Below are 15,158 nucleotides of genomic sequence, written 5' to 3' on the forward strand. Positions count from 1 at the left end.
GATTTTTACATTAATAATGTTTGAAGGCGCAAAGATTTTATCTAAGATAAAATTGAAGGCTGCTGAATAATCATTACGAATTCGCTAATAAAAAAGCTCATCAACCTATATTTCTATGTAATTATTTTTTTCAACCCAATAGAAACAGTGAATATGATGACAAAAAATAAGCATAACTCTTGCTGAAGATTCTTGATCTTCTTGCGTCTTAAAAATATTCTCAGCAAATAAAACCTTTGCGCCTTCGCGTTTTCCAACATTAAAGTCAAAACAATTTCTATGAATAATATTTTTATGCACAAAAGATTTTAAATACTTAAGTCTTATGAAGTAAATATGATTCTGTTGAAAAGAGCACTTAAGTTTTTAAAAATCGAAGATTTTCTGCTGATATGTACTTTTATGCAGTATTATTTTAAATTTCTTAAGTGAAGTAAAGAGTTTAATCATAACGCATTTGTGGCTTTTGTGGTTCATCCTCCTTCAATAGCAAAAATTCATCAGCAATTAATCCAAATAATATTGATATTATAACCCTTTTCTGGGCTTTCCCTTAGCCTTGATTATTTTGGTGTACATTTTTTCTGTTTTCTATTGTATACATTATGCTTTTTTGCCATTTTTGTATAAAATGTCGGACATGCAAAAAGAAAAATTACGTCTCATCAGAAAACAAAAAGGTTACACTCAACAGCAGGTAGCCGATTTTATCGCAACTGATGTATCTAATTACAGCAGAAAAGAAAGTGGTGATGTAAAGATCATAAAAGATGAATGGGACAAGCTTGCCCGTTTCTTAGATGTTCCGGTAGAAGAAATTTATGAAGAAGAGGAAGCTACAGTGGTTGTTAATAATAATCATCCTGTATTTAATGATAGATCCACCTCTGCAGGAGTAATCACTACACAGAATAATTATGATAATATTCCAGGGGCTGTTATTGAAAGCCTGCAAGGATATATTGCTTTATTAAAAGAAGAAAATGAAAGGCTAAAGGAGGAGGCAAAAACTACTCTAAGGATTAAAAAATAAGCATTTACAGCTTGAAAGATAGAAAGACTCCAGCGGCTTCGCCGCTGGAGTCTTTCTTTATAACTGATCAATTGCTTTTAAAATTTCTTCCCGGTTATTTTTCATTCCTTCTAAATGATCGCCTTTCGATTCAATAAAAACTTTATTTCCTGATGCGTTGTCAAAAACCAGCTTTCCTTGTTCGTAGGGAATCGTTTTATCATCTTTAGCATGAATCACAAGAACCGGAAGGTTGTTTAAAGCTTTGACATCCTCTTTAGCAGAATAGGGAGAAATCATTGTCTGCAAAATAAAATCTTTATATTGTGGAGCAAAGTGAGCGGCGATATCTGTAAAAGAAGCCATTGGGCAATCCAGAATCAGGCCTGAAATTTTTGACACATTGTCTTTAGCCAGATGAGCAGCTACCTGGGTTCCTAATGAAGCTCCATAAAGATACACTTTAGTATTTTTAATATCTTCTCTTTTGATCAGTTCATCAAAAAATTTCTGACCATCTTCTGCTACATTTTTATGTGTCAGTTTTCCTGTAGACAATCCATAGCCTCTCAGATCAATCATTACTATCTGATATCCGGCATCTACTAGTGGTTTTGTCATAAATTGATACGTCGTCACATTTCCCGCAGCTCCATGAAAATAAAAAATGGTTTTCTTAATTTCCTTTTGTTTAGGTTTTGCAATAAATGCTGTAATTACATTATCATCTACCGGAAGTTTAATGGTATCTGAAATCTTCATTTCAAAGGGATTCATCGCTTTATTAGGTTGATAGAACTTATCATCCATTTGTGCTTTTGAAAATGCAGCTACTAAAAGGAATGCTAAAGTAAAAATTGAGCTTGGTTTCATAGGTATTGTTTTTAATTATGAACCAAAGGTATTGTAAGGCGTCTCAATTTGAAAAAATAGATGACTGATCTGTAAGTTTCCCAGTCTGAGTAGTAAAATATATATTATTAAATCTCATTCAGCGGATCCCAAAACAATTTTTTGAAATTTTTTATTCTGAAATTTTCAATAACAATTCCTTCAGCTTCCAGTTTAATCTGAAATTCAGGAACTGATAATGTACCGGAACTTGATATAACACGGTGTGCGGGGACATCTTCAGGACAGCCTCCCATCGCTTTTCCTACATGACGGGAATGATTCGGATAGCCCACGGCTTTGGCTATAGCGCCATAAGTAGAGACCCTTCCCTTTGGAATAAGTCTTGCGACTTCGTATACCTGTTGTTTGAAAATTTCGTCCATATCAATTCATTGTTTTTAGCTGGCTTTCTTTTTTTGCACCATTTTTGAACTCTTGTAAGCTCAATGATGTTTCATTAAAAGATAAAGATATGAAAAAATCATTTTTCCGACTGTTGAATACAGTCAATAAAAAGGTGCTTCCGAAGTTGAGTAATAAAGATCCCAATCATTTAACAAAGGTGGAGAAAGGTATCCTGGCATATCGGTATTTTGTGCTGGTAAATTCATTGGATTGATTTATTTCCCACTGATAATTAATATTTTCACAGATAATTAAAATAAATTATTGGCTCGCAGATTTAGGTGATGACGCAGATTATTATTTTTATGTTAAGATCTGATTTGTTAGAAATCGCAAAGGCGCAAATTCTTTTATATACATGCTTCTTTAAGGCGCAATGATTTTATCTGCGATAAAATTTGATATTTCATAGTTTATTTTCTCTCACGCTGATTTTGCAGATTTGTTGGAAAACGCAAAGGCGCAATTAATATTTATTATGCTACTTTAAGGCGCAAGAAAATCTCAGATTTTCAGCAAGCATTTAACACAACATGCTTAGATTAAATTTTCTCGCGGATCAAGCTGATTACGCAGATTTTTATATTCATCTGCAAAATCTGCGTGAGAAAAAAAATAAGTTTAAAAATAAAAAGCGCTCCAAATCAATTGAAGCGCTATATTTTTACTCTCTTTGAGATATTGTATTCTTAGTTTTCTAAGATATAAGAGAACATCAATGGTGCACAGATAGTTGCATCACTTTCAACGATAAATTTCGGTGTAGTGATATCCAGTTTACCCCAAGTGATTTTCTCATTTGGAACTGCTCCTGAATATGAACCATAAGATGTTGTAGAATCAGAAATCTGGCAGAAATAAGACCAGAACGGAATGTCATGCATTTCCATATCCTGATACAACATTGGTACAACACAGATAGGGAAATCTCCTGCAATACCTCCACCAATCTGGAAGAACCCAACTCCTTTTCCAGCTGAATTTTTAGTATACCAGTCAGCAAGGTAAGTCATGTATTCGATCCCCGATTTCATTGTAGTAGCTTTAAGCTCTCCTTTGATACAGTAAGAAGCGAAAATATTACCCATTGTAGAATCTTCCCATCCCGGAACTACGATTGGTAAGTTTGCTTCTGCAGCAGCGATCATCCATGAGTTTTCTCTAGGAATTTCATAGTACTGCTCCAATACTCCTGAAAGGATCATTTTATACATGAATTCGTGTGGGAAATATCTTTCTCCTTTAGCTTCTGCATCTTTCCAGATCTCCACGATATGTTTTTGTAATCTTCTGAAAGCTTCTTCTTCAGGGATACATGTATCTGTAACTCTGTTTAAACCTCTTTCTAAAAGATCCCACTCATCCTGAGCAGTCAGATCCCTATAATGCGGAACTCTCTCGTAGTGAGAGTGAGCCACAAGGTTCATAAGGTCTTCTTCAAGGTTAGCACCTGTACAAGAGATAAAGTCAACTTTCCCCTGACGGATCATTTCTGCAAGAATCTTACCCAATTCAGCTGTAGACATCGCTCCGGCAAGAGTAATCATCATTTTCCCACCCTCTTTAAGGTGTGCAACATATCCTTTAGATGCATCTACCAACGCTGCTGCATTGAAGTGCAGGTAATATTTCTCTATAAACTCAGAAATCGGTTTGCTCATTTTTTTAATTTTTGCAAAGATAAAACTTAAAAATGGAATGCTGTCAACTCGCTTGAAGAAAGTCTGGTAGAGGCATTATTTTTTATCATTTGTTAAATAGATTATCTGTTTCAGTTAAATCAAAATATTCTAAAAAATTGTATCCACAAATTTGTTGGAAAACGCAATAGCGAAAGTTCTTTTTTATATATACTGTTTCAAGGCACAATGATTTTATCTGCAATAAAATTGTATACCGATCATTCATTTCACATACATCGGTCCAACATTACTCTTACTTATTTTGCTTGTTACAGGAAAATAAAAAGCACAGCTCAAAATGAACTGTGCCTATTGTTTACTTATTATTCAACAAAAGTTTTATCCTTCCCAGGCTTCCACTTTCATAATTTCGATTTTTCTTTCTCCGTCTTTAAAAGGCCAGTCGATGATATCTCCTACTCTATATCCTACCACAGCAAGGGCAATGTCAGAAAGTATGGAATGTTTATTCTTTTTAAGCTTTTCTCTGGTTGAGGGCACAAAAATATATTCATGTTCAAAATCAAGTGTATGGTCTTTTAAAGTCACTTTTCTATCAACTGTTACAATATCTGCCGGCAGGTCTCTTCTTAGCACCTGTTTGGCTTTTCTAAGTTCTTCAGCAAGCCTTTTCTCTTCATTGATGCTTACTTTTTTTCTTCTTAGGGTATCTTTTATAGCGTCATAAATTCCTGTGGTTACAATAATATGATTGGACATTTTTTTTAATTTTTAAATTAAAATGCAGCAGTCCCGATGATCCAATGTAGAATCAGATATCAAAATATCTCTTTCTATGGAAAACCGCAAAAACAATAAATAAAAATCCGGAATGATCTCCCTGTCTTGGATCCTGACAGGGCTTACGTGATAAAGTCCTTAGAACTTTTCAGAAAAGAATCTGTATGAAGATAAAGTAATGACAGCAACAACCCTGGTCTCCGGCGCACTGCAGATAAAAGAATTGTTGCTGTCATGATATTGTTATTTTGAACTCTAACAAATATATAACTTAAAAACGGAATGTCACCACTCCACTTAGGGAAACTCTGGTTAATCCCTCTTTTTCATTATCGCCAAAGTCAACTGTTGTTCCATTAAATTTCATTTTGTTTAATGTTCCTGCTGTTACACTCACTTTTGGTCCAATAAAAATCCTGTCAGAAAGTGCATATTGATATCCGAAACCGGCATCCAGTCCAAGATTAGAACCCGTTCCTTTTACATTTCCTGTTTTTGTAGTATATGAAATAACTCCCAATGCCGCATCCACAAATAGTTTGTGCTTTGTAGGCTCATTATAATTGGAATACATAATGGAAGGCCCAAAGAATGTAATATTATCGGTAGTACTCACCGGAACGTAAACATTGTAACCCTGAGAATCACGTCCTGACAATATCCCGTTACTCGATGCACTATAATTGGAAAATTTCAATCCTATTCCAATGTTTCTGATATTGTAATAAGCAGCAATATCAAAATGAAGCCCGCTTTTTAACCCTTTAACGTAGTTTCTTTCTTCTCTGGAAAGCCCCGAAGGTGTTTCAGCAACTCTCCAACCGTATCCTACGGATGGAACAAAAGAAAATTGTTGTGCAAAAGAAAGTAGAGAGCCCGAAATAGCTCCTAATACAAGTAATTTTTTTATCATTTTTTAAGTTTTCGGCAAAAATAGGATTTTCTGCGAAAGATCCAACTAGAATTTAAATTTTCTGTTTTCTTTTTTGTCGGAAAGCTTTTTCTTACTGTCTAATCTCTTTTGTTTTTGGGCTCTCGATGGCTTTGTAGCTGTTCTTTTTTTGGGAACAATAAGTGCTTTATTTACTATTTCTGTTATTTTTTCAATCGCTTTATTTTTATTCATCAGCTGGGTTCTGCTTTCTGAAACAGTCATAAATAAATATCCATCGGCATTAATTCTGTTTTTTAATTTATTTTGAATTAATACTTTTTCATCATCATTGAAAAATCCGGATGCCACTACTTCCCAAAGTACGGTAACGGCAGTCTCTACTTTATTAACATTTTGCCCTCCTGCTCCACTGCTCCTGGATGTTTTAAAACTGAGTTCTTTTGAAAAGTCTTTCATTGTATTAGATTTTGAATGTAAGAGTGATCCTATTTATTTTCACTCATGATTTTATGAAGCTCCAGTCTGTTGATTTTACCATTGGAAGTTCTCGGAATTTCTTTGATAAAAAGAATTTCTTTCGGGCTATGAAAATTCTTTTCAAAAGGAATTTCTTTAATTTTTGTTTTCAAATCTTCCGATTCATTTCCTTCTATAATCAATACCAATTTTTGTCCCAGGCTTTCATCTCTCATTCCTATAAAGACTGCTTCATTGGGTATTTCCTTTTTAACTAATGCTTCGAGTGCTTCCGGAAAAATTTTAGCACCCCCGGAATTGATTACATTATCTATTCGTCCTAAAAAGCGAAACTGATTATTGTTTTTAATTTCAACTAAATCATTAGTTTGTAAAACCTCAACATTGACATTGGGAGCAAATATCTTCAGGCAACCTCTGTCGTCCAAAGAAACAGATACATTTTCAAAGGCCGTAAAATAATTTTCAGGTTGCGGCAATATTTGTCTCAGCGCAATATGAGAAAGAGTTTCAGACATTCCATAGGTTTCAAAGATCCTGTTCGAAGGACTAAGGTTCATTTGAAGCATTTTATTTTTAAGGCTTTCTGAAACGGCAGCTCCGCCAATAATCAAATTTTTGATCAAATGGAGTTTATCCAGGGAATTTTCAACCTGAAGAGGAGTCATTGCACAAAAGTCTATTTCTTTTTCCAGGTTTTTAACAGGCTGTAAAGAAGGATCCGTGATGACCAACCTCAGGCTCCTTTCCATCGACCGTACGATCATCATTTTTCCTGAAATATATTCTACAGGCAGACAGAGCAAAGCCGTGTTGCCTTTTTTTAATTCCAGGAAGTTGCAGGTCATCACTGCGGAATTGATCATTTTCTTTTTCTCAATATCAAAGATTTTAGGAATCCCCGTAGATCCGGAAGTCTGAACTTTTACCGTTGTTTCATCGGTAAGCCATTCTTTTAAAAAAGATTCAACTTTTCTTTCAAAATCCGTATTGAAAGATAATTGATTAATATTGAGATTATTGAAGTCTATCAGCATGTTTTCGTAAATAAAATCTACAGTAAATTTAAAAAAAAATTTAAAAAGTTCTTGTATATAAAGAAAAAAGCTATAAATTTGCACCACCAAAATAAAACAGACCTATAGTGTAACGGTAGCACTCCGGTTTTTGGTACCGTCAGTCGGGGTTCGAATCCCTGTGGGTCTACAAACCATCCTTTTTAAGGGTGGTTTTTGTTTTTTAGTACAACCCTATCTATCACCATAAAATGTAAATATCTTCATAAGCTCACTATCTAATATTCTGTATTTTCTCTATTTTTTATTTTAAAAGAACAGTTTTTTCAGGAAGGTATTTGTACATTTAAAAAAAATCTATAAATTTGCATCACCAAAAATAATCAGACCTATAGTGTAACGGTAGCACTCCGGTTTTTGGTACCGTCAGTCGGGGTTCGAATCCCTGTGGGTCTACAAACCATCCTTTTTTAAGGGTGGTTTTTTGTTTTTTTATAAATTAGTTTGCTTATCCCATAAAATAAAATGAGCCCATCAAAAGATAGGCTCATTATTGTTTATTCAACAATTATCATTTAATAATTATTTTATCCGGCAAAGACAGTATTCCTTTGTAATAGGAATAATCACTTATACTTTCTTTCTCTATTGAATCAATATTACAATTAATATCATTAGCAACGACAGAATAAATACCGGTAGACAGATCTTTTTTATTGCTAATATTGTACTTTAATTTAATATGTTCTCCGTTCTTCAATTTGAAAAATATTGAATTACAATTAGTATTAGAATTAACTATAAGGGCATTTCCGTCATTTTTTTTATCCATTACTATTTGCTTATAATTATATTCAATTTCTGTAATCACATCTTCTGTTACAATATTTTTATTACTGTTATGTCTTGTTTTAATAAAAAATAATTGTGGATGAGCAAAAAAGTAATCCTTTCCTGTTGTATTAGATATTGTCATTTCAATAATTTTTTTATCAGTAATATCTACATCATATGAAATTGATTTTTTTTCATTTTTTGATGAGCATGCTAATAATAATATACAATAAACTAAATTTCTCATTTTACTATTTTTTGTGCAAACATTGGATTAATGTAGTTAAACATAATTTTGAATATATTCCTTTGCGCTTCATCCAAACGACTGTAGTATAATTCAATCATATTCTGAGACAAAACATTCATCCCCTCTGAACCTACTTTATTAGCACTTAGAAACGACCACTCAGCTTTTCTGATTGCAAGATGCTCAAGATCAATCCATTCATCATTACCAAAACGAATAATGTTTTTTCTGGCAAGTCTGAAGGTCATTCCTCCAGGAGTATTTCCAAAAGCATGAACAGTTTCGTGCCTCATTGTTTTTAAAAGTCTTTCAGGAGAGGCAAATACACTTTTCGAGTAATAGATAGTACTTCTTCCATTCCAAAAGTTCGCTTTAGGATCTGTATATGCTACAAATTCTCCACTGGAATCATAAAACTTACCTGCCGCATTTTGTTTATATGTTTCACTTTTTACAGTATCATAGTTAACACCCCATTTTTTCATTTGTTCAGGACCGAAGTTCTTTTGTCTCATATTACTAAGAGTTTTGTCATTATATGGTAATTCAGATGACCCCCCGTTTGCATTTGTACTTGTATTATTATTTGAAGCTGTATTTGAATCTGTGCTTGAATCGCTACTTGTATCTTCTGCAAGATCTTTCTCCGTAATTTTATTTTCATTAGCCGGAGTCAACAAATAATTAATGCTATAACTAACCGCAGAAACAGCTCCTCCGATGATAGCTCCCTTTAATAATCCCTGAAGGATGTTCTTCTGATTAACAATTGCATCAACAGTACCACCTGCAGCACCAATAGCTACTCCTTTTGCTACCGTTCCCCAGAAACCATTACCAAATATACCGGCTCCGCCCAAAGCTCCCGATATTGCACCTGTTATAAAGGAAGTAAGTGTACTCTTCAGAAATCCGGACTTACTTGCATTTCCTGTCAGTATTGCCATACCTGTGTAGATAAGCCCCCCAATGACTACGGCTTGTAATGCACTGATAATGATAGCAGAAAAACTAATTACAAAAAAGAATTCTCCATTAGGATCACTATACATCAGAGGGTTATTTAATACATATCCATATTTATTATAACTCTGAGTATTGTATGGATCTTGAATAAACTCATCGGCATTGAGGAATCTTCTTAGTAACGGATCATAAAGCCTTCCATTCATATGAACAATTCCCACTTCTGTAAAGTGCTCATGAGAAGTATATCCTCTTTCCAATAGCAAATCACCTGAACTTACTATTGATTTAATCTTTTTAGCATCTGTAATAATAGCGCCAGCTCCCAGTTGAAGATGGGTAAAGTTCCCCCATGCATCAAAATGCCTTTGCTCCAGTTTATTTCCTGCTTCATCACTGATAGCCAGTATACTTCCTAAATAGTCTTTATGTAGGAACTTGTAAGAACCATTATTCTCAGTGAAGTTCTTTAAATATACAATATTACTTTCATATGGAGTTCCTCCGATATAAATAACGTGTTTTTCCTGTCCTGTAGTATTATTCTTTACAATTTCAAAACTTCCGTCTTCATTATAGAATTTGGTAAATTTACCTTCATTTTCAGCATCGAAATTTCCTCCGTACGTTACTATCTGTCTCATATTAGTTAGTCCATACTGAAAAGCCACGTCTCCAATTTCACCATCAATAAATACGGGATCATTATTTTCATTGTAAACAACTCTCTGAATCAGGTCATTTTTGTAGTTCTTAGTACCTTCTGCATTAAGATTCATTGATGTTGCCTGGTAGGACTTGGCAGCATTTTCAAATTTAATTTTACCTACCTGATCATTATCTTTAATTCTACCTGCTACATCATATTCATTTGTATGAGAAGTCGTGCTGACAGGATCCGTCCATTTCATCAATCGATTATTGTTATCATAATCGAATGTTTCTATGATACTAAAATCTCCCTCTGTAGTTCTTTGATTAAGTCTATTTCTAATAACATCAAACTGATATTTAATCTGCAGAAGATTAGGCTTAACGGTGGAAGCATGTTTAATTCCCTTCAGGAAGCCAGTGGTTACGTCATAGTCATTGGTGATATTTACTTCTCCCAATTTAGTACTGGTCACCTGTCCTCTTACATTTGTTTCATTGAGCTGCCAAAGTACTTTTCCTGAATTTTTATCTTTAATCTGAGAAAGTTCTCCATTCCAAGCATTATAGACATGTTCAATCTGTACTTTTGTCAATACACCTGAGGAATACAGCTGTTTTTCATAGGAAATAACTTTTTCCTTATCATCATAAGTAATCCCCTTTTTTATAAAGTATTTACCATTACTATTTTCCGATGTAGAAGCAATTCTTCCCTGAGGGTCATAAACAATATTGGAGCTATAGGCCTTACCTTTCGAGGTACCTGATTTTTCAATTATCCTGCCTTTGTTATCATAAGTATAGGAAATTGTTTTATTAGTAGCCTGTCCTCCATCTGCTGTAGAAATCTCATTTTGAGAGGCCAGTTGTCCCAAATTATTGTAGGTATATGCTTTGGTTCCTTTAGGACTGGTTATTTTTTTAACCTGCCCAAACCCATCATACTCATATTTGTACAATCCATTGGAAGGATCATTAAACTCTGATTTTCGCCCCCAGGCATCATATTTGGTGGTAACACTATTTTGTGCATACTGTGCTTTAATTTGTTCTCCCGCTGCATTGTAAGTAAACGCAACAGTACCTCCCGCATCTGTACTAGATACAGTATTTCCAAGAGCATCAGTAGTTTTGGTAGTTGTTCTGCCATACCCATTAATCTCTTTAGTTGTAGTTGTGAAACCTGAAACTGTAGTAGCTACCTGCTTACCACTAAATGAAATAACTGCACCAGAAAAATCAATTGACGCTAATGAGGTAGCTGTTATTTTAGTTGGAAATACGGAGTCATCATAAGTCAAAGCATTCCAGATTGTAGCAGTCTGAGTATCAAAATAAGGTTCACTTTCAGCAATCTTTCTACCCAGAATATCGTAAGAATAAATCTTTGAAAGATATTGTCCTTGTCCAAATGCTTTTGTAGTAGTTTTATAATTTTGTCCCAGAATATTAGAATAGGTTATATTCAGATCTCCATCTGGTAAAAATTCGGTAACTATATATCTTGGAGGTTCAAAGCCGCTCCAAATATCGCCTGTCCACGTTTTCTTTTCATAAGTATACGTAATCGTTCCGCTTACATTTGATTTTGATGTTTGTAATTTACCCCAATTATCATATGTTTTAACAATTGTGTTATTAATTGGATCGGTTTGCGTCAGAATCTGTCCGTCATTATTATAAGTCATATTTGTTTCCAACCCTAAATGATCCGTCTTTTTATCAATAAATCTACCCTTTGGTTCGTATCCTGACTTAGTGGTTTGTGTCTGAGAATCTACGTTATTACTTACCGTCTTTTCAGCAATATTTCCAAAACCATCATAGGTATAAGATTCCTGCAGCCATCCTGTATTATCTCTATTCCACGTTTTTAGGGTTTTTAAGAAGTTATTTTCATAAGAGTATTCTTCTTTGGATGATTTTGTGTCTCCATATGCTTGTACTACATCTATTTTAGAGGTCGGGCGCCCTATATAATAATCAACCCCGATTCCAGAAGGATTGTTGATGTAATCATATGTGGTAGTGGTTATTCCGTAGCCACTATTCACATTGGATATACTTTGAGTAGGAAGGTAATAATTATTATAATTTACTGTTCTGTCTGTAACTGTTCCTGTTAAAAAGTCCTTCGTTTTATTACTTTTTGGTATAATTGCAGTAACAACCTTTGATTTGTCAATGGATGGCAATGAACTCACCAGCTGACCATCTACCAATCTATCGGTTTGATATATTGTAGATTTAAAACTTAATAACTGGGTGTTATTTTCAGAAATATCAGCTGGGAAAACCAAATTTTCACTATTGGTTCTGATTGTCCATTCTTTTACCGGAACTCCTTCGTTTAACGGATCTATTTCTGTCCCTGCCCAAATTTTAGTATTTTCAAAGCCATCTGCGTACCAGGAGGACCTTGCTGTCTGACGGAATCCAATGAGACCTCTTCCCTGTAAATGGGCTATATACCCTCTATATCTAAAATCTTGCTTCCTATCCATCATCTTGATTTGAGATACGGCATACATTTGAGATAGTTTTTCCATTTCCAAATATGGATACTGTTCTTTCTTTACAGGAGCATAAAAGTTAGGATTCACAACAGGATCAAGTTCCTTGTACTCAATATCGTACTGGAGTTCTGCCTGGGTTATTGATGAAATATTCTTATCAATATTAAGGTTGTAATGCTGATAGCTTATCAGTTTTCTTTCACTAGTATCCGTAGCCTTTAGCAGGAACAGTATTTTAGAGGATGTATTGTTTACTCTAAAATCGCCAAATAAAGGTTCTACAAGTACTTTTGGTCTTTGAGAGTAGGATAATTGTTTTTTTACAAACCTCCATTTAAAATCTGTACTCGCAGGGTTATAATATGGTTCTGAATAGCTATCCATAAACCAGGTAGATAACTGATTATTAGCAGGTGCAAATATGATTGTAGAATTTAAGATTTCAGTTTTACCATCATTATCCAAATCAATAAGTCCGGTTTTGGAATAATTGGTCAGTAAGGTAGGATTCATAGAAGGCTTTCTGTAATACATTAGTCCCTGAAGGCTTTCTGATAATGAAATCCCGGTATTCAGATAGATCGCCCATCCGGTTGTGTAGATGTCATTTGTTGCATTTTCATGTAATGGCAGAAGTATTTCAAAATTTTTGTCCCCATTTAAATCACCAAATTGCATTCCGTCAATCAACCCTTTTACTGTAAAAGTATTTTTAAGATTTAGGGTATAGCCATTATTTTGTTTTTTCAACTCATATTGTCTGGCATTATTCAAGGGAGTTGTAAAAGTTCTGTTGGTGGCAGGTGCATTTTCATTCATGTATTCTTTTGTAGCGAAAGTAACTGATGTACTTCCTCCGGTAGGATCTACAAAAACAACGTCCTGCGTACCGTCATTGTCAAAATCCATGATCCCACTTTTATCAAGAATATTTTTAGGAGTTGTATCTGGAATAATCTGAATCGTATTATTCTGTATATTATCTTTATCGAGAACCATATACCTGTATCCTAACGATTTACACATCCATGTTCCTTTTGGAGGATCCGGAACAATAATCCGATATTTACATTTATTATCTGCTACCGCCATAATCAGTTCAGACATCCCGTCAGAATCAATATCTACTTCTTTTAGGCTTTGCAAAGAAGATCTGTTAAGCCCACCCATATAATCGGGATCAGTTTCAGGTGGATATATAGAACTCGCAAACTCATAGGTATTACTTGGTATTGTTTTAGAATATTCCAGTTCTAGAGGATTGTTAAACGTATTTAAAACTGAAGCATCACTTTTTATTGAATAGAATTTTAATTCTATATTTCCGGTTGAAGGAGGATTTGAACCGGTATTGCCTTTATAAATAACCAGCCCCTGTTTTGGTTTAATATAGTTATCTGCCGGTTTTATATTCACCGTAGCCATGCTGCTGCTTGGCCAATATGTACTGGTAGCTCCTAAATAGACAAATGAAGGATTGGTACTGTTAACGGCATCAAAATAGATATAATATCCTTCAGGCCTTCCGTTTTGTGCCGGCTGTCTTACAATAAAATCAACCAATCCATCACCGTTATAATCTCCGGTTGTTGTAATATCAGTATAATCTCCAAAACCACTTTCGCTACTTCCGGTTGTTAATGCTTTTGTTGCAAATGTAACCGGATTGGCTGCATCTCCAACACTGTTTCCTTCAGTTACACTTTTAACGAATTGATAATTTACCTTGTTGTTTGGGTCATTATTAACCGTTTCTATTGAATAATTGATAGAATAGCTTCTATAAGTAGCTCCACTTGCTTTAACAACAATGGTACTCAAGATTTTATCCTGTATTAAAGGAACACCTCTAATATAGGAAGACTCCTGAAGATTTCTGGGTGAATAATAAAATTCCACCTGGTTGAAATGAGCTTTTCCAAGTGTTTCATTACCTCCCCATTGAATCGTATTAATTATAGCTATATTATTATTCTGCAGATAATTGTAGGTAATATAATTTCCTTTTTTATCTTTCCATTTTACAATATTGTATTCTGTAGGAGTTCGTCCGGTATTGTTTCCTGAGCTAAGGGCTCCGTACCATGCCTGTGTTCCATCTTCAAATGTAATCTCCCAATACGCAGGTCCTTGCCATGCCTGACCGGTTACAGATCCGATCGATCTGATTCTGGTATTGGAATATTTATCCGTTACATATTCTGCGCCGTCTTTACCATATTCTCCGGATTTTAAAATAAGTCTTTGCCCATTAAAGCTATAATAATCTGAATAATCAAGTTGAAGTCCCTTTGTTTCACCGTCTTTTTCAAATATTTTTCCACTTCTGGATATTGTTGTGATACCAGAAACACTCCATCCATAGCCAGCAATTCCATTTCCTGTATTACTCAGGTAAGCGAGATTAAGACTTGGAGCCACATCCTTTACTCCCGGAGGTAATGCAATTGGAAGATTATATTGTAGCTGCCCTGCTGCGGTAACATCAATATTTCCTTTTGTATTATGAAAGCTTTGGCCTGGCGGCGATGTTGTTCCGGTTGGATTAGTAGCTCCCGCATTTGAATTGGAAGGACCACCACCCGGATTCTCAGTGGCCGGGCCGATTTTGGCCACAAAAGGATTAGAAATATCCCCCGCAGCCCGAAATCCCTGACCCAATACTACAGTTTGTGGATCCTGCACCGTACGCGATGTTGTTTCTGCCTGGTTTAGTATGGTCTGAGAAAAACCCCATACAGAACTAAAGGACAGTATGATTAATGAAAGTTTTTTCATGTAAGTATTAGTTTTTAATTGATAAATAATCTTTAGAA

At 34.7% G+C, this 15,158-nt stretch carries 11 protein-coding genes and 2 tRNA genes; 4 read left to right on the forward strand and 9 right to left on the reverse strand.

Annotation, left to right across the window (positions count from 1 at the left end):
* The first annotated feature begins 640 nt into the window (after nt 1-640).
* Entirely contained in the window at nt 641-1,033 is a 393-nt protein-coding gene (locus EG342_RS01560) for a helix-turn-helix domain-containing protein (RefSeq protein ID WP_103292027.1), read from the forward strand.
* Between the two features lie 57 nt (nt 1,034-1,090).
* On the opposite strand, the gene EG342_RS01565 is transcribed toward EG342_RS01560, so the two are convergent.
* Nucleotides 1,091-1,885: an alpha/beta hydrolase gene (locus EG342_RS01565; RefSeq protein ID WP_103292026.1), complete on the reverse strand. Its 795-nt coding sequence runs from the start codon at nt 1,883-1,885 to the stop codon at nt 1,091-1,093.
* 107 nt (nt 1,886-1,992) lie between these two features.
* On the reverse strand, nt 1,993-2,289 hold the full coding sequence (locus tag EG342_RS01570) for an MGMT family protein (protein WP_103292025.1): 297 nt from the start codon (nt 2,287-2,289) through the stop codon (nt 1,993-1,995).
* Nucleotides 2,290-2,378: 89 nt separating this feature from the next.
* On the opposite strand from EG342_RS01570, the gene EG342_RS25045 reads away from it, so the two are divergent.
* Nucleotides 2,379-2,525 (forward strand): hypothetical protein, encoded by a 147-nt coding sequence (locus EG342_RS25045; protein WP_164465141.1) that lies wholly within the window; start codon nt 2,379-2,381, stop codon nt 2,523-2,525.
* Between the two features lie 475 nt (nt 2,526-3,000).
* On the opposite strand, the gene EG342_RS01575 is transcribed toward EG342_RS25045, so the two are convergent.
* The 5 genes from EG342_RS01575 to EG342_RS01595 all read right to left on the reverse strand — a co-directional run bounded on the left by EG342_RS01575 (nt 3,001) and on the right by EG342_RS01595 (nt 7,143).
* On the reverse strand, nt 3,001-3,972 hold the full coding sequence (locus EG342_RS01575) for a deoxyhypusine synthase family protein (protein ID WP_103292023.1): 972 nt from the start codon (nt 3,970-3,972) through the stop codon (nt 3,001-3,003).
* Between the two features lie 360 nt (nt 3,973-4,332).
* On the reverse strand, nt 4,333-4,713 hold the full coding sequence (locus EG342_RS01580) for a GreA/GreB family elongation factor (protein WP_103292022.1): 381 nt from the start codon (nt 4,711-4,713) through the stop codon (nt 4,333-4,335).
* 292 nt (nt 4,714-5,005) lie between these two features.
* Entirely contained in the window at nt 5,006-5,647 is a 642-nt protein-coding gene (locus tag EG342_RS01585; RefSeq protein WP_103292021.1) for a porin family protein, read from the reverse strand.
* A gap of 45 nt (nt 5,648-5,692) precedes the next feature.
* Entirely contained in the window at nt 5,693-6,085 is a 393-nt protein-coding gene (arfB, locus tag EG342_RS01590; protein ID WP_103292020.1) for an alternative ribosome rescue aminoacyl-tRNA hydrolase ArfB, read from the reverse strand.
* 29 nt (nt 6,086-6,114) lie between these two features.
* A complete protein-coding gene (locus EG342_RS01595; RefSeq protein WP_103292019.1) occupies nt 6,115-7,143 on the reverse strand; it encodes an AMP-binding protein in 1,029 nt (342 codons plus the stop codon).
* A 98-nt stretch (nt 7,144-7,241) separates the two neighbouring features.
* Here EG342_RS01595 and EG342_RS01600 point away from each other — a divergent pair.
* Nucleotides 7,242-7,312: transfer RNA gene (locus EG342_RS01600), tRNA-Gln, on the forward strand.
* A 195-nt stretch (nt 7,313-7,507) separates the two neighbouring features.
* A tRNA-Gln gene (locus tag EG342_RS01605) sits at nt 7,508-7,578 on the forward strand.
* Between the two features lie 115 nt (nt 7,579-7,693).
* Here EG342_RS01605 and EG342_RS01610 read toward each other — a convergent pair.
* A complete protein-coding gene (locus EG342_RS01610) occupies nt 7,694-8,203 on the reverse strand; it encodes a hypothetical protein (protein WP_103292018.1) in 510 nt (169 codons plus the stop codon).
* On the reverse strand, nt 8,200-15,120 hold the full coding sequence (locus EG342_RS01615; protein ID WP_164465142.1) for an RHS repeat-associated core domain-containing protein: 6,921 nt from the start codon (nt 15,118-15,120) through the stop codon (nt 8,200-8,202). The genes EG342_RS01610 and EG342_RS01615 overlap by 4 nt, the downstream gene beginning before the upstream one ends.
* Nucleotides 15,121-15,158: the final 38 nt, after the last annotated feature.

The sequence above is a fragment of the Chryseobacterium lactis genome, from assembly GCF_003815875.1.
GTDB lineage: Bacteria > Bacteroidota > Bacteroidia > Flavobacteriales > Weeksellaceae > Chryseobacterium > Chryseobacterium lactis.